This window comes from Oxalicibacterium sp. (assembly GCF_057353965.1).
Map to the genome: position 1 here is coordinate 15,273 of NZ_JBMQZD010000005.1, position 17,168 is coordinate 32,440.

At 57.7% G+C, this 17,168-nt stretch carries 15 protein-coding genes; 10 read left to right on the forward strand and 5 right to left on the reverse strand.

Features of this window, described 5'->3' with window-relative positions:
* Positions 1 to 43: 43 nt before the first annotated feature.
* Positions 44 to 1,777 carry a protein-disulfide reductase DsbD gene (locus tag ACO1VH_RS09650; protein ID WP_486244256.1) on the forward strand — a complete coding sequence of 578 codons (1,734 nt, stop codon included), beginning with the start codon at positions 44 to 46 and terminating at the stop codon, positions 1,775 to 1,777.
* Between the two features lie 185 nt (positions 1,778 to 1,962).
* A complete protein-coding gene (locus tag ACO1VH_RS09655) occupies positions 1,963 to 2,601 on the forward strand; it encodes a peroxiredoxin (protein ID WP_486244257.1) in 639 nt (212 codons plus the stop codon).
* 108 nt (positions 2,602 to 2,709) lie between these two features.
* Here the strand turns inward: ACO1VH_RS09655 and hemB are convergent, their stop codons facing one another.
* Positions 2,710 to 3,723: a porphobilinogen synthase gene (gene hemB / locus ACO1VH_RS09660; protein ID WP_486244258.1), complete on the reverse strand. Its 1,014-nt coding sequence runs from the start codon at positions 3,721 to 3,723 to the stop codon at positions 2,710 to 2,712.
* Between the two features lie 217 nt (positions 3,724 to 3,940).
* Positions 3,941 to 4,642: a ribosome biogenesis GTP-binding protein YihA/YsxC gene (gene yihA / locus ACO1VH_RS09665; protein ID WP_486244259.1), complete on the reverse strand. Its 702-nt coding sequence runs from the start codon at positions 4,640 to 4,642 to the stop codon at positions 3,941 to 3,943.
* 177 nt (positions 4,643 to 4,819) lie between these two features.
* Between yihA and ACO1VH_RS09670 the strand changes: the two genes are divergently transcribed.
* The 5 genes from ACO1VH_RS09670 to ACO1VH_RS09690 all read left to right on the forward strand — a co-directional run bounded on the left by ACO1VH_RS09670 (position 4,820) and on the right by ACO1VH_RS09690 (position 10,741).
* Positions 4,820 to 5,479 carry a c-type cytochrome gene (locus ACO1VH_RS09670; RefSeq protein WP_486244260.1) on the forward strand — a complete coding sequence of 220 codons (660 nt, stop codon included), beginning with the start codon at positions 4,820 to 4,822 and terminating at the stop codon, positions 5,477 to 5,479.
* Positions 5,480 to 5,621: 142 nt separating this feature from the next.
* Positions 5,622 to 7,754, forward strand: coding sequence for a cytochrome c biogenesis protein ResB (locus ACO1VH_RS09675; RefSeq protein ID WP_486244261.1), 2,133 nt, complete (start codon positions 5,622 to 5,624; stop codon positions 7,752 to 7,754).
* A gap of 78 nt (positions 7,755 to 7,832) precedes the next feature.
* The gene (gene ccsB / locus ACO1VH_RS09680) at positions 7,833 to 8,984 is read left to right on the forward strand and encodes a c-type cytochrome biogenesis protein CcsB (protein ID WP_486244262.1); all 1,152 of its coding nucleotides are present in this window, start codon (positions 7,833 to 7,835) and stop codon (positions 8,982 to 8,984) included.
* A gap of 111 nt (positions 8,985 to 9,095) precedes the next feature.
* The gene (gene msrP / locus ACO1VH_RS09685) at positions 9,096 to 10,073 is read left to right on the forward strand and encodes a protein-methionine-sulfoxide reductase catalytic subunit MsrP (protein ID WP_486244263.1); all 978 of its coding nucleotides are present in this window, start codon (positions 9,096 to 9,098) and stop codon (positions 10,071 to 10,073) included.
* A 26-nt stretch (positions 10,074 to 10,099) separates the two neighbouring features.
* Positions 10,100 to 10,741 carry a protein-methionine-sulfoxide reductase heme-binding subunit MsrQ gene (locus ACO1VH_RS09690; RefSeq protein WP_486244264.1) on the forward strand — a complete coding sequence of 214 codons (642 nt, stop codon included), beginning with the start codon at positions 10,100 to 10,102 and terminating at the stop codon, positions 10,739 to 10,741.
* A 73-nt stretch (positions 10,742 to 10,814) separates the two neighbouring features.
* On the opposite strand, the gene lysA is transcribed toward ACO1VH_RS09690, so the two are convergent.
* Positions 10,815 to 12,113 carry a diaminopimelate decarboxylase gene (gene lysA, locus ACO1VH_RS09695; RefSeq protein WP_486244265.1) on the reverse strand — a complete coding sequence of 433 codons (1,299 nt, stop codon included), beginning with the start codon at positions 12,111 to 12,113 and terminating at the stop codon, positions 10,815 to 10,817.
* 9 nt (positions 12,114 to 12,122) lie between these two features.
* Entirely contained in the window at positions 12,123 to 12,347 is a 225-nt protein-coding gene (gene lptM / locus ACO1VH_RS09700) for an LPS translocon maturation chaperone LptM (protein ID WP_486244266.1), read from the reverse strand.
* A 39-nt stretch (positions 12,348 to 12,386) separates the two neighbouring features.
* Here lptM and cyaY point away from each other — a divergent pair, with 39 nt between their 5' ends.
* Positions 12,387 to 12,716, forward strand: a complete 330-nt coding sequence (gene cyaY, locus ACO1VH_RS09705; RefSeq protein WP_486244267.1) for an iron donor protein CyaY — start codon at positions 12,387 to 12,389, stop codon at positions 12,714 to 12,716.
* Between the two features lie 61 nt (positions 12,717 to 12,777).
* Here cyaY and ACO1VH_RS09710 read toward each other — a convergent pair whose 3' ends face one another.
* Entirely contained in the window at positions 12,778 to 15,126 is a 2,349-nt protein-coding gene (locus ACO1VH_RS09710; protein WP_486244268.1) for a penicillin-binding protein 1A, read from the reverse strand.
* A gap of 340 nt (positions 15,127 to 15,466) precedes the next feature.
* Here ACO1VH_RS09710 and ACO1VH_RS09715 point away from each other — a divergent pair, with 340 nt between their 5' ends.
* Both ACO1VH_RS09715 and ACO1VH_RS09720 read left to right on the forward strand, forming a co-directional pair.
* Positions 15,467 to 16,546: a pilus assembly protein PilM gene (locus tag ACO1VH_RS09715; RefSeq protein WP_486244269.1), complete on the forward strand. Its 1,080-nt coding sequence runs from the start codon at positions 15,467 to 15,469 to the stop codon at positions 16,544 to 16,546.
* Positions 16,543 to 17,166, forward strand: a complete 624-nt coding sequence (locus ACO1VH_RS09720; protein ID WP_486244270.1) for a PilN domain-containing protein — start codon at positions 16,543 to 16,545, stop codon at positions 17,164 to 17,166. Before ACO1VH_RS09715 ends, ACO1VH_RS09720 begins: the two co-directional genes overlap by 4 nt.
* The last annotated feature ends 2 nt before the right edge of the window (positions 17,167 to 17,168 follow it).

A 17,168-nucleotide genomic window follows, 5' to 3' on the forward strand; every position in this document is an offset into this window, starting at 1 on the left:
AAGCGGAAAACGGGTTCCATCGTATGCGCGAGGCATAGCAGCAATGCTGCAGATGTTGCTCGTCGTGATGTGCATGATGATGGCGTCGCAGGCGCAGGCCGAAGACGATTATCTTCCTCCCGACGTTGCCTTCAAACTGTCGGCAGGGATGGCCGATGCCAAGACCATCGTCGTTCATTTCAAGATTGCGGACGGTTATTACTTGTATCGCGAACGCTTCGCCTTCAAGACGACTAATGCAGCACTGGGACAAGCCGAGATTCCGCCTGGCGTGATCAAGTTCGACGAGACTTTCCAGAAGGATGTCGAAACCTATCACAAGGAGGTAACGATCCGTATCCCGGTCGAAGCGAGCGGCCCCTTTGTCCTTTCGGTGACCAGCCAGGGATGTGCCGACAAGGGCTTGTGCTATCCGCCGATGGAGTCGCAGGTCGGGCTTGACCCGGCGGTTATCGCCGCAGATGCGATTGTCGGCGGCGGCATTGCGGCATCGGCTGGAGGCATGCCTGATTCAGTAACTGGTCGGATCGAGAAAGCGTTGCAGAGCGGCAGCCTGCCGGCCATCCTGTCGCTGTTCTTTCTGCTTGGTATCGGCCTCGCCTTCACGCCGTGCGTGTTGCCGATGGTGCCGATTCTTTCCGGCATCATCGTCGGTGAAGGCGCCCGCGCAAGTCGTGGGCGCGGTTTCATGCTGGCGCTGGTTTATTCACTAGGTATGGCGATCGTCTACACGGCACTGGGTGTTGCCGCCGGCTTGATCGGCGAGGGGCTGGCAGCTGCGTTACAAAATCCCTGGGTACTGGGTGCTTTTGCGATCCTGATGGTTGTCCTGGCCTTGTCGATGTTCGATGTCTACCAACTGCAGGTGCCGGCGGCGCTGCAGACGCGGCTGACGCAGACTTCCGGCCGATTCTCCGGCGGCAAGATGCTGGGAGTGTTCGTGATGGGCGCAATCTCTGCATTGATTGTGGGGCCTTGCGTTGCGGCTCCGTTGGCGGGTGCGTTGGTCTACATCAGTCAGACGCGGGATGTGGTCATTGGCGGCAGTGCATTGTTTGCGATGGCAATGGGGATGAGCGTGCCGCTGCTGGTGGTCGGCCTGTCGGCAGGAACCCTGTTGCCGCGTGCCGGCGTGTGGATGAACGACGTCAAGCGTTTCTTCGGGGTGCTGATGCTGGCGGTTGCCTGGTGGATGGTGTCGCCTGTTATTCCGGCGATCGTCCAGATGTTGGGGTGGGCGGCGATCGGCCTTGGTTATGGCGCCTATCTGCTGTGGGGTGTAGGCAAAGGGTGGGCATTGCGTGCGGCAGGATTGGCTTTTGCCGTACTTGGCGCGGTTCAGTTGGTTGGCGTAGCGGGCGGTGGGCGCGATCCTCTGGCACCGCTGTCGCATCTTCAGTCGGCGCCGCAAGCTCATGTGACTTTCGTTCGGGTTAAGAGTGTGGGAGAACTGGACCGTGCACTGGCAGAGTCCGCGGGCAAGTATGTAATGCTGGATTTCTACGCGGACTGGTGCGTCTCGTGCATCGAGATGGAAAAGCTGACTTTCCCCGATCCACGCGTGCGCGCTCAGTTGGCGGACATGGTGCTGCTGCAGGCAGATGTCACGAAAAACGACGCCGACGACAAGGCGATGCTGAAGCGCTTTCAGCTGTTTGGTCCGCCGGGCATTATCTTCTTCGACAGGAATGGTCATGAGATCCCGGGAGGCCGCGTTATCGGTTTCCAGAATGCCGACAGGTTTGCGCAATCGCTGGCGAATATCCGTCGTTTCTGAACACGGCTTTTCCGGCGAGAAGCGAGTTTGAGCTGATATCTGGAGATCCGGAAGCCTGAAAGCTTGGGCGAAAGGTACACATAGCTTTCCGTTATTTGTATAGTGGATATCTGTCTTTGGGCGGCACGACTATTTCGCTATAGTCTTGCTGTAGTGAGATCGATTACAGTGCAAAGGAGAAAGTAATGACATTACGTTTGGGCGATACCGCACCTGATTTCGAGCAGGAGTCGTCGATCGGGAAGATCAAGTTTTATGACTGGGCGGGCGATTCGTGGGTGGTTCTGTTTTCCCACCCGGCGGACTTCACACCTGTGTGCACCACGGAACTCGGCTTGACCGCCAAGTTGAAACCGGAATTCGACAAGCGCAATGTCAAGGCGGTTGCATTGTCGGTCGATCCGGCGGAAAAGCATCTGTCGTGGATCAAGGACATCGAGGAAACGCAAAAGACCGTGGTCGGTTTCCCGATTATTGCCGATGCGGACAAGACCGTTTCGACGCTGTACGACATGATCCATCCGAACCAGTCGGCGACGGCGACGGTGCGTTCCCTGTTCGTCATCGATCCGAAGAAGACCGTCCGCCTGATCATTACCTATCCGATGAGCACGGGCCGCAACTTCGATGAAGTGCTGCGCGTCATCGATGCATTGCAGTTGACGGACGGCTATGCGGTTGCAACGCCGGGTAACTGGCGCGACGGCGACGATGTCATCATCCCGTTGACCGTGCAGGACGAGGCAGTGATCAAGCAGAAGTATCCGAAAGGTTACAAGGCCGAGCGGCCGTATCTGCGTCTGACGCCGCAGCCGAACAAGTAAGCGGACAAGGCAATATCCACAATATAAAAAGCGCCCTAAAGGGCGCTTTTTATTAGGCGGTCTTCTTCAACTCGCTTTCTTTCCCCCACCTTTTCAGCTGCTTTTCATTCAGCTGATTTTCAGTCGTCGGGCGATATCCAGTGCGAAATAAGTCAGCACGCCGTCGGCCCCCGCACGCTTGAAGGCAATCATCGCTTCCATCATCGCCTTGTCGTGATCGATCCAGCCGTTCTGCGCGGCAGCCTTGATCATCGCGTACTCGCCACTGACCTGGTAGGCGAAGGTCGGCATCCTGAATTCATCCTTCACGCGCCGCACGATGTCCAGATACGGCATGCCAGGCTTGACCATCACCATGTCCGCGCCTTCGGCGATATCCAGCGCGATTTCACGCAAGGCTTCATTGCTGTTGGCCGGGTCCATCTGGTACGTCATCTTGTTGCTCTTGCCCAGCGTGGCCGACGAACCGACCGCGTCGCGGAACGGGCCGTAGAAGGCCGATGCGTACTTGGCCGAATACGCCATGATGCGGGTGTGAATATGGTGGCTGGATTCCAGCGCGGCGCGCACGGCGCCGATGCGGCCGTCCATCATGTCCGACGGCGCGACGATGTCCACGCCTGCTTCCGCGTGCGTCAGCGCCTGCTTGACCAGGATCGCAGTGGTTTCGTCGTTGAGCACGTAACCCTGAGAATTGAGCACGCCGTCCTGGCCGTGGCTGGTGTAAGGGTCGAGGGCGACGTCGGTCAGGATGCCGAGTTCGGGGAAGCGCTTCTTCAGCTCGCGCACGGCGCGCGGTACCAACCCGTCGGGGTTGGTGGCTTCGATGCCGTCCGGCGTCTTCAGCGATGCGCCGATGACGGGGAAAAGCGCCAGTGCCGGAATGTGCAGCGCCACGCATTCTTCCGCCACGTTCAGCAGCAGATCGACCGACAGCCGCTCCACGCCAGGCATCGATGAAACTTTTTCACGCTGGTTTTCGCCGTCGGTAATGAAGACAGGATAGATGAGATCGGCCGGCGTGATGACGTTCTCCCGCATCATCGCGCGTGAGAAGGCATCCTTGCGCATGCGGCGCATGCGGACGGCGGGGAATTGTGCATTGGTCAAGGGTCTGGACATGGCGGACTTCGGCAAAAAGGGCAATCGTTAAAAAAGCGGCGAACCGGTGAAACTTTTTCGCTGCATGCTTATCCTAGATGGCAGATGCTATGCATCTCCCGCTTCTCCTCCCTGAGCGGGGCCGCATCGCTACCACAGCGATATGGCGTTATTGCCCTGGAGATACTCCCCTTTCTCCAGGGCTTTTTTTTATGCGCGATCGATTCGCGAAGATGCTTCACGAATTGGCCGGCGTGGCATCGGATGCCTCCTCCGCATCGTTTAATCCCAGTAATGACAGGATTTTATCGTCAGCTTCGTCGATTCCGCTGCGCTTGAGCGCGGAAAAGAGCTGGGCCGTGAACGGGAAGGGCTTGCCTTCCGCGTCCACATAGCTGCCGAGAAATGCGCGGGCCGAACGCAGGGCGTCGGCACTTTCGCTGCGATTCAATTTGTCTGCCTTCGTCAACAGGCAATGGATGGGCTTGCCGGTCGGCGCGAACCATTCCAGCATCTGGACATCGAGATCGGTGAACGGTCGGCGCGCATCCATGATCAGGACCAGCGCTGCCAGCTGCTTGCGCTGCCGGACGTAATTGCCCAGCAATTCCTGCCAGTGCAGCTTGGCGGAGCCGGAAACTTCGGCATAGCCATAGCCGGGCAGATCGACCAGCAGGCCGCGGATTTCATCCACGCGGGTTTCGTCCTTGCGGTGCTGGCCGACGTGCGCGCCACCGATCGAAAAGTAGTTGATATGTTGCGTGCGCCCCGGCATCTTGGACGCGAATGCGAGTTTCTTCTGGTTGGCCAGAATGTTGATGGCCGTTGATTTGCCGGCGTTGGAGCGGCCGGCAAAGGCAATTTCAGGAACTTGCGTATTTGGCAAATCGCGAAGATGATTCACGGTGGTAAAGAAACGGGCTTGCCAAAGTAGGGACATAGGGGAACCGGAAAATACATGAAGGTTGGCAAAAATGCCGAAAAGCTATTGTACAATCAACGGTCAGGCATGATGCCCCACGGAGGAACCAAAGCTTTCAATTGCAGTACGTGCAGAACGAACGGTAACAAAACGTCGCCACCTCAGGCCAGAATTTTAAATACTCAGGGTGTTTGAATGAATCGAGTTTGTTTTCCAATCATAAAAATCGCGTCCGTTGCAATGTTGGCAATCGTTTCTTCCCTCGCCAGCGCCCAAGCCACCAAACCTGCCACACCCGATCCCGCCAAGGGAGAGGCGCTGTACAACACTGGCGATGCGGCACGCAACGTTACTGCCTGTATTGCCTGTCATGGTGCGGCCGGCAATTCGACGATTTCGCAGAATCCCAAGCTGACCGGCCAGCCCGGTGCCTACATCCATAAGCAGCTGCTCGACTTCAAGGGTCCTGCGCGCAACAATCCGATCATGACCAGCATCGCCAAGGCCATGACGGAAGAAGACATCCAGAATGTCGTGGCCTATCTGGCTAAGCAGAAACCTGCTCTAGGCGCAGCGCGCAATCCGGCGACTGTCGAACTGGGCAAGAAGATCTTCCGCGGCGGCATCGCCGAGAAGCATATTCCGGCCTGCGCCGCATGCCACAGCGCGAATGGCGCCGGTATTCCTGCGCAGTTCCCGCGTCTGGCAGGCCAGCATCAGGACTATACGACGGCACAGTTGGTCAATTTCCGTTCCGGTGCGCGCAAGAACAGCGATCCGATGACGACCATTGCCAAGCGGATGTCGGACGAGGAAATTCAGGCCGTTGCGGATTACGTGGCAGGCCTTAAGTAAAAGTATCACGCTGAAAAACAGAATGGGGGCGGCCTAGGCTGCCCCTTTTGTTTTTCATGAGAGCATGGCGGCTACGTGCATGCGAATGAAGAAATGAACTGAAGAAATGAACTGAAGAATGAACGGCGGAATGACGAGCGGAATGGAAACAAATACGGTGGAAACCAATACCGCGGAAATAAATACAGGCGGCTGGGAATTACAGACCAGCCGTCGCTGGCTTGCGGAAACGGTCGAGCTGCTGTCGTCCATGCGTTTTGCCATTAGTCTGCTGACGCTGATATCGATCGCATCGATCATCGGCACCGTGCTGAAGCAGAACGAGCCGATGCCGAACTACGTCAACCAGTTCGGACCATTCTGGTTCGAACTGTTCGGCAAGCTGGATCTGTACTCTGTCTATTCGGCCTGGTGGTTCCTGCTGATTATGGGATTCCTGGTCGTCTCGACATCGTTGTGCCTGATCCGGAACGCGCCCAAGATGCTGCACGACATGCGCAGCTGGCGCGACAACGTGCGCGAACAATCGCTGCGCAATTTCCACCATCGGACGGAATGGGAAAGCGGTCTGGATCATGCGGCATTAACCGACCAGACCGCAAGCCGCATTGCCGCCAGCGGCTACAAGGTGAAAGTGTTCGAGCGGGAAAATGCCGCGCTGATCGCAGCGCGCCAGGGCGCGGGCAACAAGTGGGGCTACATCTTCGCCCACGCGTCCATCGTCATCATCTGTCTGGGCGGCCTGCTCGATTCGGATCTGCCGATCCGCGTCCAGAAGCTGCTGTTCGACAAGACGGCGTTCTCCGGCAGCGGCCTGATCTCGCAGATTCCGGCTGAGCATCGTCTCGGCCTCGGCAATCCGACCTTCCGGGGCAATACGATGATTCCGGAAGGCGGCAGCAGCAATACCGCGATTATTCCGCAGGCGGATGGTGTGCTGATTCAGGATTTGCCGTTCACGATCCAGTTGAAGCGCTTCGTCATCGACTATTACTCCACCGGCATGCCGAAACTGTTTGCCAGCGACGTCGTCATCACCGATAGCGAGAGCGGCAAGTCCTTTCCCGCGACGATCAAGGTTAACGAACCGCTGATCTATCGCGGCATCGCCATGTATCAATCCAGTTTCGAGGACGGCGGCAGTTATTTGAAACTGGCCGGTTATCCGATGCAGGGCATGCAACGCGCATCGTTCTCGATGGAGGGCGAGGTGGGCAATTCGTCGCCGTTGCAATCGGCAGGCAATGATTACACGGTCGAATGGTCGGGCTTTCGTCCGTTCAATGTCGAGAACATGGCGCAGAACGGCCAGGATGTGCGTGCCGTCAATCCACGGCAGGGTTTCGGGCAATCTTTTTCCGCCAGTCTCGATAAACATCTGGGCTCTGCAGCGAAGAATGCCGAAAACGAGGATCTGAAAAACGTCGGCCCCAGCGTGCAATACAAGCTGCGCGACAAGAACGGCCAGGCACGCGAATACCTGAACTACATGCAGCCGGTGCTGATCGACGGTTCCTGGGTATTCCTTGCCGGCATGCGCGATACGCCGGACGGTCCGTTCCGTTATTTGCGCATCCCGGCCGACGACAACGACACGGTGGAAGAATGGATGCGCTTGCGTGCAGCGCTTACGGATCCAGCCTTGCGTGCACAGGCGGCACAGCGCTATGCGAGACGCGCGGCGCCGGAGACGCGGGAAAACGCCATACGCTTGCGTGAACAGCTGCAGGCGTCGTCGCTGAAAGGATTAACCATCTTCGCCGGCGACGAACGCGAATCGGGTTATGTCGCCGTTTCGCGCTTCCTCGAAAAAATCCCGCCGCAGGAACAGGAAAAGGCTGCAGACATCTTCATGAAGATACTGAACGGCAGTCTATGGGATCTGTGGCAACTGGCGCGCGAACGCGACGGCCTGCCACCAGTCGAACCGGATGAAAAGCATGGCCGCTTCCTGCAACTGGCGACCAATGCGTATTCGGACGCCTTCTTTTACGGTGCGCCGGTCTATCTGCAATTGCAGGGTTTCGAGGAAGTGAAAGCATCGGTCCTGCAGGTGACGCGCTCGCCCGGCAAGAATGTCGTCTACTTCGGTTGCCTGTTGCTGGTGATTGGCGTGTTCTCGATGTTCTATATACGCGAGCGCCGTCTGTGGGTTTGGATCAAGCCAGCCGGCAACGGTGCGTCGCATGCGTTGATGGCAATGAGTTCGCAACGCAAGACGCTGGATTTCGAGAAAGAATTTGAAGTGCTGAAACAGCAATTGCCGCTGCCATAAACGACAATTGCTCACTATATACTGTGCGTTTTCGCCATCCATAGGCGAAGCGACGCAGAATCATCACGGAGACAAGGCATGGAAGTCGTACAAAATCGCATGTATGCGCAAGCCCCCGGTTTTTTTCGGCGTCTTTCCATGATCGACTGGTTATATGGCGCATCATTGCTGATCGGCACGCTGTTCGCGTTGCGGCAGTACGGCCATCACATGGATGGTTACGAACGTGCGGTTCTGGTGCTGGCCGCGCCCGTATTCGCCTGGCTGGGCTGGCACTGGAAATCGGTGCGCTGGCTGATGGCGTTGCTGGCGGTGCTGGCCTTGTCGGCGACCGCCATGTATGGCGGCAACCTGCAGGCAGCCGAACAGAAATTCTTCCTGAAATATCTGCTGTCCAGCCAGTCCGCAATCCTGTGGATGAGCACATTGTTCGTGCTGTCGACGTTATTCTACTGGGGCGGGCTGCTGCTGAAATCGCAGACTGGCGCATCGCTCGGCAGCAAGCTGTGCTGGGCGGCCGTCGTCATGGGCTTCACCGGCATGCTGGTGCGCTGGTACGAGTCGTATCTGATGGGTGCCGACATCGGTCATATCCCGATCTCGAACCTGTACGAAGTCTTCATCCTCTTCTGCATGGTGACCTCGCTGTTCTATCTGTATTACGAACAGACTTACGCGACACGCCAGCTCGGGCCGTTCGTGTTGCTGGTTGTCAGCGCAGCAGTGGCTTTCCTGATCTGGTACATGGTCACGCGCGATGCGGCCCAGATTCAGCCGCTGGTGCCGGCATTGCAAAGCTGGTGGATGAAGATCCATGTGCCGGCCAATTTCATCGGTTACGGCACGTTCTCGCTGGCGGCAATGGTCGCAGTGGCCTACCTGCTGAAATCGCATGGCATGCTGGTAGATCGCCTGCCGTCGCTGGAATTGCTGGACGACGTGATGTACAAGGCGATCGCCGTCGGCTTCGCCTTCTTCACCATTGCGACGATCCTTGGCGCGCTGTGGGCGGCCGAAGCATGGGGGGGCTACTGGTCGTGGGACCCGAAGGAAACCTGGGCGCTGATCGTCTGGCTCAACTATGCGGCCTGGCTTCACATGCGGCTGATGAAGGGCTTGCGTGGCCGCGTCGCTGCATGGTGGGCAGTGGTCGGCCTGCTGGTGACGACCTTCGCTTTCCTCGGTGTCAACATGTTCCTGTCCGGCTTGCATTCGTACGGCGAGCTGTAAAGCAAGTTGTAACGAAACCGGGATACATTGTTTAGCTTTCCGTAACGAAACTTCCATTGCGGCAGGCCGGTCAGACAGGCAACATATCACCATTGCCTTGCAGGAGCTGCCATGCTGATCAAGCGCCCGCCCAACGGAATCGATCTGCCGTTCCCATCCGAAATCACGCCGCGCGCGGTGTTCGAATCGCGTCGTTCCTTCATCAAGCAGATTGCGCTTGGCTCGATCGCCGGCGGTTCTCTGCTGGAGATGGCGACACGCGAAGCGTTCGCCGCGTCCGCTACGCAAAAACTGGTTGCGAAGGCGAATTCCACCTATGTCGTGCCCGACAAGCAAACGCCGTATCGGGACGCTACGACCTACAACAACTTCTATGAATTCGGTACCGACAAGAGCAGTCCCGCGCGTAATGCCGGTGCGATGAAGACACGCCCGTGGACGGTGTCCATCGAGGGTGAAGTCAAAAGGCCAATGACGATCGACATCGATACGTTGCTGAAATTGGCGTCGCTGGAAGAGCGTATCTATCGGCTGCGTTGTGTCGAGGGCTGGTCGATGGTGATTCCATGGATCGGCTATTCGTTTTCCGAACTGATGAAGAAAGTCGAACCGACGTCGAATGCCAAATATGTGCAATTCGTGACGGTGGAAGACAAACAGTCGATGAACGGCCTGCGCTATCCGGTGCTGGACTGGCCGTACACGGAAGGCTTGCGCATCGACGAGGCGAATCATCCGCTGACGCTGCTGACGCTCGGCATGTACGGCGAAGTGCTGCCCAACCAGAACGGCGCGCCGGTGCGCATCATTGTGCCGTGGAAATACGGCTTCAAATCGGCCAAGTCCATCGTCAAGATCCGTTTCGTCAAGGAGCAGCCGCCTACTGCATGGAATCTGGCGGCGCCCAACGAATACGGTTTCTATTCGAACGTCAATCCGCAGGTCGATCATCCACGCTGGTCGCAAGCCAGCGAGCGCCGCATCGGCGAAGACGGTTTCTTCACGAAGAAGCGGCCGACGCTGATGTTCAACGGTTACAGTCAGGCGGCATCGCTGTATAGCGGCATGGATCTCAGAAAATATTTCTGAGCGTTACCGGTAGCGCAAGGAGACGCATGCAATTCAATCCCTCGCAACGGCAACTGGTCGTCATCAAGGTGATGATCTTTGCCCTGGCCCTGATTCCTTTCGGCCGGCTTTTGTTTGGTGCCTTTACCGATGGCCTGGGAGCGAATCCGGTCGAGTTCATCACCTGGAATACCGGCGAATGGACGCTGTATTTTCTGACGATGACGCTGGCAGTGACGCCTTTGCGCCGATGGACGAAATGGAATTGGCTGATCAGGTTGCGTCGCATGCTTGGGCTGTTCGCTTTTTTTTACGTGCTGCTGCACTTCACGGCTTTCTTCTGGTTCGATCATTTCTTCGACGTGCAGGAAATGCTCAAGGACGTAGCGAAGCGCCCCTTCATTCTTGTCGGCTTCACGGCGTTCGTTTTGTTGATTCCTTTGGCCGTGACGAGCACCAACGGTATGGTGAAACGGCTGGGTGGCAAGCGCTGGCAATGGCTGCACCGGCTGATCTATGTGATCGTGCCGCTCGGCTTGCTGCATTTCTGGTGGATGCGGGCCGGCAAGAACAATTTCACCGAGCCGCTGATTTTTCTGGTGATCGTCGGTGCATTGCTGTTGGTGCGCGCGGTATGGGCGATGCAGAAGCGTGCGAAAGAAGCGAAGCAGCTGCGGTCGCCTGCATGATGGATGGCGTGCTGTTTCGGAAAGACAAAAAAGCGGATGACAATGTCATCCGCTTTTTCTTTTTGTCTGCTGTTTACGCTTGTGGCAGCAGCGATTCCAGCGCAAACAGGTCGGCCGCCGATTCGCGCTGGCGGATCAGATGTACCTGCGTGCCGTCCACCATGACTTCCGCCGCGCGGCCGCGCGTATTGTAGTTGGACGACATCGTCATGCCGTAAGCGCCGGCAGAGAGAATGGCGAGCAGATCGCCCTGTTCGATCGCCAGTTCGCGTGCGCGCGCCAGCCAGTCACCGGATTCGCAAACCGGGCCGACCACGTCGTAGACCGCAGCCGCAGCATCGCGTTGCCTGACCGGCTGCACGCCGTGCCAGGCTTCATACATGGCTGGACGCATCAGATCGTTCATTGCCGCATCGACGATTGCGAAGTTTTTTGTTTCACCGTGCTTGATGAACTGGACTTCGGTCAGCAGGACGCCGGCATTGCCGACGATGGAGCGGCCCGGTTCGAACAACACCTTGATCGGCTTGTCGTCGTGTTTGGCGGTACGCCATGCATCGATCTTTGCGAACAGGCGGGACAGATAGTCGCCGACGGCAACGGGTTTGTCGCCGTCGTAATCGATGCCGATGCCGCCACCGATGTCCAGGTGATGCACGTGAATGTTTTCTGCAGCTAGCGTATCGATCAGTTCGGTCAGCTTGTCGACGGCTTCCAGCAGCGGCGCGTCGTCCAGCAATTGCGAACCGATGTGACAGTCGATGCCGGTCACGGCTATGTGCGGCAGCGAAGCGGCGACGCGGTAGGTTTCCAGCGCGTCTTCATAGGCGACGCCAAACTTGTTGTCCTTCAGTCCGGTGGAAATGTAGGGATGCGTCTTCGCATCGACGTTCGGATTCACGCGCAGCGAAACCGGCGCCTTCTTGCCCAGTTCGGCCGCGACTTCGTTCAGTCGGTGCAGTTCGGGAATCGATTCGACGTTGAAGCAGAGAATGTCGTGCGACAGCGCCAGACGCATTTCGTCGCGCGATTTGCCGACGCCGGAAAAGATCACCTTGCGTGGCGAGCCGCCGGCCGCCAGTACGCGCAGCAGTTCGCCGCCGGAAACGATGTCGAAACCGGAGCCGAGCTTGCCGAGCAGATTCAGCACGGCAATGTTGGAATTCGACTTGACCGAATAGCAAACCAGCGCATCGTTACCATCTTCATTATTGCGGCCATGTTTTTTGCAGGCGTCGGCATAGGAGCGGAAATTCTCGACCAGCGCTGCTTTGGAATAGACGTAGGTGGGCGTGCCGAATTGCTGCGCAATGCGTGTCAACGGAACGTTTTCGGCATGCAGTTCGCCGTGCTGATAGGAAAAATGCGACATGGAATGCGGTTATTTTGAATCGGGGGAAGCGGTTGACGGCGCCGTTCCTGCATCCGGTGCAGGCGTGGTCGCTGCCGGGCCGACCGTGCGGGCCGATGCGGAAGCAGGCTTGCCTTGCTGCGGCATATAGAGCGGGCCGCGCTGTCCGCAACCGCCGAGCACCATCAGCGAAGTCAGGCCGAGAGCTGCGGCCAGGGTGGGAAGAAAACGGAACGTGCCGGAACGGGGCTTCACGATAGAATCACGGTTTGATGAAACGTGGTGGAGTGTAGCATGACCGAATCGGAATTCCTGGAGCAGGCGGAAACCATGCTGAACCGCATCGAGGCGGCGCTGGAGCGGGTGAACGACAGCGGCGATCTCGACGTCGAATGTTCGCGCAACGGCAATGTGCTGGAAATCGAATTTATCGACAACGGGACAAAAATCATCGTCAACAGCCAGGCGGCGATGCAGGAACTGTGGGTGGCAGCCAAATCCGGCGGTTTCCATTTCAAATCGGATGGCACGCACTGGATCGGCACGCGCGACGGTGCGGAATTGCTGGCGGCCTTGTCGAAGATGGTCAGCGAGCAGGGCGGGGCATCGGTCGTGCTGAACTGATTGCTTGTAAAAAAAAACGGGAAGCAAAGGCTTCCCGTTTTTTATCGTCGAACGACCAGCGTCAGAACAGTTCGTTCTTTACTTCGTCGCGCGTAGGTTGGCTGGTCCCGGTCGCATCGCCGATGCCCAGGCTGCGTACGCCGAGTTCCGGCGGGCTTTCCGCATAATAGTATTCGCCGTTGACGGTGATGATGCCGTCCGGAATCGTCAAATCGGCCATTGGCACGCCCTTCAACGCATTCTGCATGTAGTTGATCCAGATCGGCAAGGCAAGGCCGCCACCGGTTTCGCGATTGCCCAGATTGCGCGGTTGGTCGAAGCCCATCCATGCGACGGCAACGATGCTGGGCTGGTAGCCGGCAAACCAGGCGTCGAACGAATCGTTAGTGGTGCCGGTCTTGCCGGCAAGATCCGTGCGTTTCAACGCCTTGGCCTTGACGGCGGTGCCGCCGTTGACGACGTCCCGCAACATGCTGTTCATCAGGAAGGCATTGCGCGCATCGATGACGCGATTGGCTTCGTCGCCGGCACGTGCCGGTTTCACTTCAGACAGAATGTTGCCGTCGGCATCGGTGATCTTCGAGATCAGGTAAGGATTGACCTTGTAGCCGCCGTTGGCAAATACGCCATACGCGCCGGCCATCTGCATCGGCGTGACGGCGCCGGCGCCCAACGCCAATGTCAGGTACGGCGGATTCTTGTCGGCATCGAAGCCGAAACGGGTCGCGTATTCCTGGCCGTACTTGGCGCCGATCTTGTGCAGGATGCGGATCGAAATCATGTTCTTCGATTTCATCAGGCCGCGGCGCATCGTCATCGGGCCATCATATTTGCCATCGTAGTTCTTCGGCTCCCACGGCGGACCGCCGGTCTGGCCGCTGTCGAAACTGATCGGGGCGTCATTGATGATCGTCGCCGGCGACAGGCCTTTTTCCAGCGAGGCCGAATAGATGAACGGCTTGAACGACGAGCCCGGCTGGCGCCAGGCTTGCGTGACGTGGTTGAACTTGCTGCGGTTGAAGTCGAAGCCGCCGACCAGTGCGCGGATCGCACCGTCCGCCGTGTTGGCGGCGATGAATGCGGCCTGCACTTCAGGCATCTGCGTCACGCTCCAGTCCTTGCCTTCCTGCGTGACGCGGATGACGGCACCGCGCTTGATGCGCTTGTTCGGCGGCGCCTTGTCGCTCAGCATCGCCGCGGCAAAACGCAAGCCTGCGCCTTCGATCTTGATTTCCTCGCCGGAAATCAGCACGGCACGGATCAGCTTGGGCGTGGCTTCCAGCACCACGGCGGCAACCAGATCGTCGCTGTCCGGGTGATTGGCGAGTTCGACCTCGATCGCGTCCTCGGCTTCTTCCTTGTTGTCCGGAATGTTGATGTAGCTTTCCGGGCCGCGGTAGCCGTGGCGCTTTTCGTAATCCATCACGCCGCGGCGCACCGCCAGATAGGCGGCATCCTGATCGGCCTTGGTGATGGTCGTGAAGACGTTCAGGCCGCGCGTGTAGCTGTCGTCCTTGAACTGGTCGTAGGTGAGCTGGCGCGCCATTTCGGCCACGTATTCTGCGTGGATGCCGAATTCGCTGCTGTTGGTCTTGACCTTGATTTCTTCGGTCTTGGCTTGTTCGTATTGCGGCTGGCTGATGTAGCCGAGTTGATACATGCGCAGCAGGATGTATTGCTGGCGCGCCTTCGCGCGTTTCGGATTGACGACCGGGTTATAGGCGGACGGCGCCTTCGGCAGGCCGGCCAGCATCGCGGCTTCTGCGATGCTGATCTCTTTCAGCGACTTGCCGAAATAGATTTGCGCGGCCGACGAGAAGCCGTAGGCGCGCTGGCCCAGATAGATCTGGTTCATGTAAATCTCGAGAATCTGGTCCTTGCTCAGGTTGTTCTCGATTTTCCATGCGAGCAGGGCTTCATAGACCTTGCGTTTCAGCGTCTGTTCGCTGGACAGGAAGAAATTGCGCGCGACCTGCTGCGTGATCGTCGAAGCGCCTTGGCGCGCGCCGCCGCCCAAGTTGTGGATTGCCGCCCGCGCGATGCCGATGTAGTCCACGCCGCCATGTTCGAAGAAACGGTCGTCCTCGATTGCGAGCACGGCTTTCTTCATGATGTCCGGAATATCCTTGCTGCGGACAAGATTGCGTCTTTCTTCGCCAAATTCGCCGATCAGTACACCATCTGCAGAGAAAATGCGCAACGGAATCTTGGGTCGATAGTCGATCAGGGCATTCAGCGTCGGCAGATTCGGATAAGCCATGACCAGGGTGAAAAACACGATCAGGGCGCCGATGACGCCCAGTCCGGTGATCAATCCGATGAGTCCCAGGCCATATCGCAGCAAGGTATTGAGAGCGCTTTTCTGGGGGTTTTCACGTGCGCCGCCGGAGGCGGATTTTTTGGAAGCCATGCAAGGAGAGGAGAAAAAGTATCGCGCCATTATAGCGACGACGTTGCCGGAGGGATGAGTGTGTCCGGGAATAGCGGCAATTGCAAAATCTGCGGAGCCGCGTGGACAATTGGCAACGGATTTGCAAATTACTCGTTGGAAATTGCTTTACACTTTTCAACCCTTGTTGCTAGGATTTAACGCGACGTTTTATCAAAGTTCGCTAAATACAAGTTTTTAAAAGGTTTTTTCTTAACAAAGTCATTACATCGTCATCCGGACCGGTTTAAATCGGGCTTGGACAAGCTAAACGGCATCGCGTTCATATCTATAACAAATAAACGTTTGGGGAGAGTTGCCCTTGGCCTTAGATTTTGGCTCCTTATTCGGCAAGAAGAATTCGCCGTTGATTGGCCTGGACATCAGTAGTTCGGGCGTGAAGCTCGTCGAACTTTCCGATACCGGCAAAGAATTGCGCCTCGAATGCTTTGCATCAGAGCCGCTGCCTCGCGGCGCGGTGGTCGACGGCAACATCGAGAACATCGAGCAAGTGACGGACGCCGTTTCGCGCGTGTGGAAGAAAAGCGGCACCAAGGCCAAGCTGGTCGCGATGGGCATGCCGCCTGCCTCCGTCATCACCAAGAAGATCATCCTGCCGGCCGACCTGTCCGAAGAGGGGCTGGAACTGCAGGTCGAGACCGAAGCCAGCCAGTACATCCCGTTTGCGCTGGATGAAGTCCGTCTGGATTTCGACGTGATCGGCCCGGTCGAGAATTCGGAAGACGACATCGAAGTCATGCTGGCGGCGACGCGCAAGGAAAAGGTCGAGGATCGCGTGGCCGTTGCCGAAGCGGCCGGCCTGACACCGACCGTCATGGATATCGAATCGTATGCCGCGCGCGCTGCGGTCGAGCGCCTGGCGGCACAATTGCCGAAGGGCGGTCAGGGGCAGATTCTCGGCCTGTTCCAGATCGGCATGCAGGTCATGCACATGTCGGTTCTGGTGGACGGTCAACTGGTCTACGAACGCGAACAGCCATTCGGCGGCCACCAGCTGACGCAGGAAATCGTCCGGACCTACGGCTTGTCCTACGAGGAGGCGGAAGCCAGAAAGAAGACCGGCGACCTGCCGGACGGTTACCAGACCGAAATACTGGAACCCTTCCTCGACAGCGCCGCCGCAGAAATTGCGCGCGCCATGCAATTCTTCTTCACTTCCACACCCTATACGCGCATCGATCAGCTGTTTCTTGCCGGCGGTTGCGCGATCATTTCCGGCCTGGTCGAAAAGGTTGCCGACAACACCAAGGTATCGGCATCCGTCATCAGCCCTTTCAAGGGCATGCAGCTCGGTCCCAATGTACGCGAGAAGCAGCTGCGCACTGAGGCGCCGGCCTATCTGGTCGCGTGCGGGCTGGCGATGCGGAGGTTCGACCGATGATCAAGATCAACCTGCTTCCGCATCGGGAAGAGAAACGCAAACAGCGTAAAAAGGAATTTGCGGCACTGATGGTGCTGAGCGCCATCATCGGTGCATTGATCGTTCTGCTGGGCGGCGGCTACTTCGCCAGCAAGTTGTCCAATCAGGAGCAGCGGAACAACTTCATCAAGACCGAAAACGCCAAGCTCGACGTGCAGATCAAGGAAGTGGCCAACCTCAAGCAGGAAATCGAGGCACTGAAGGCACGTCAGCAGGCGGTGGAAGATCTGCAAAGCGATCGCAACCAGCCGGTCTACCTGATGGATGAACTGGCGGCGCAGGTGCCCGAGGGCGTCTACCTGAAATCGTTCAAGCAGAACGGGCAGAAGGTCACGCTGAACGGTTATGCGCAATCCAACGAACGCGTCTCCGAACTGCTGCGCAATCTCGGCAATCAGTCGCCGTGGCTGGAAAAGCCCGATTTGATCGAGATTCGTTCGGTCAGCCTGGGCAAGGACAAGGACGCGAAGAAGATCTTCGATTTCTCGATCAATGTCGTCATCAAACGCCCGCGCGACAAAGACAAGGAAGCTGCCGGTGAAAAACACAATGCGCCTGTGAAGGCCTCGAAGAAATCCTGAGG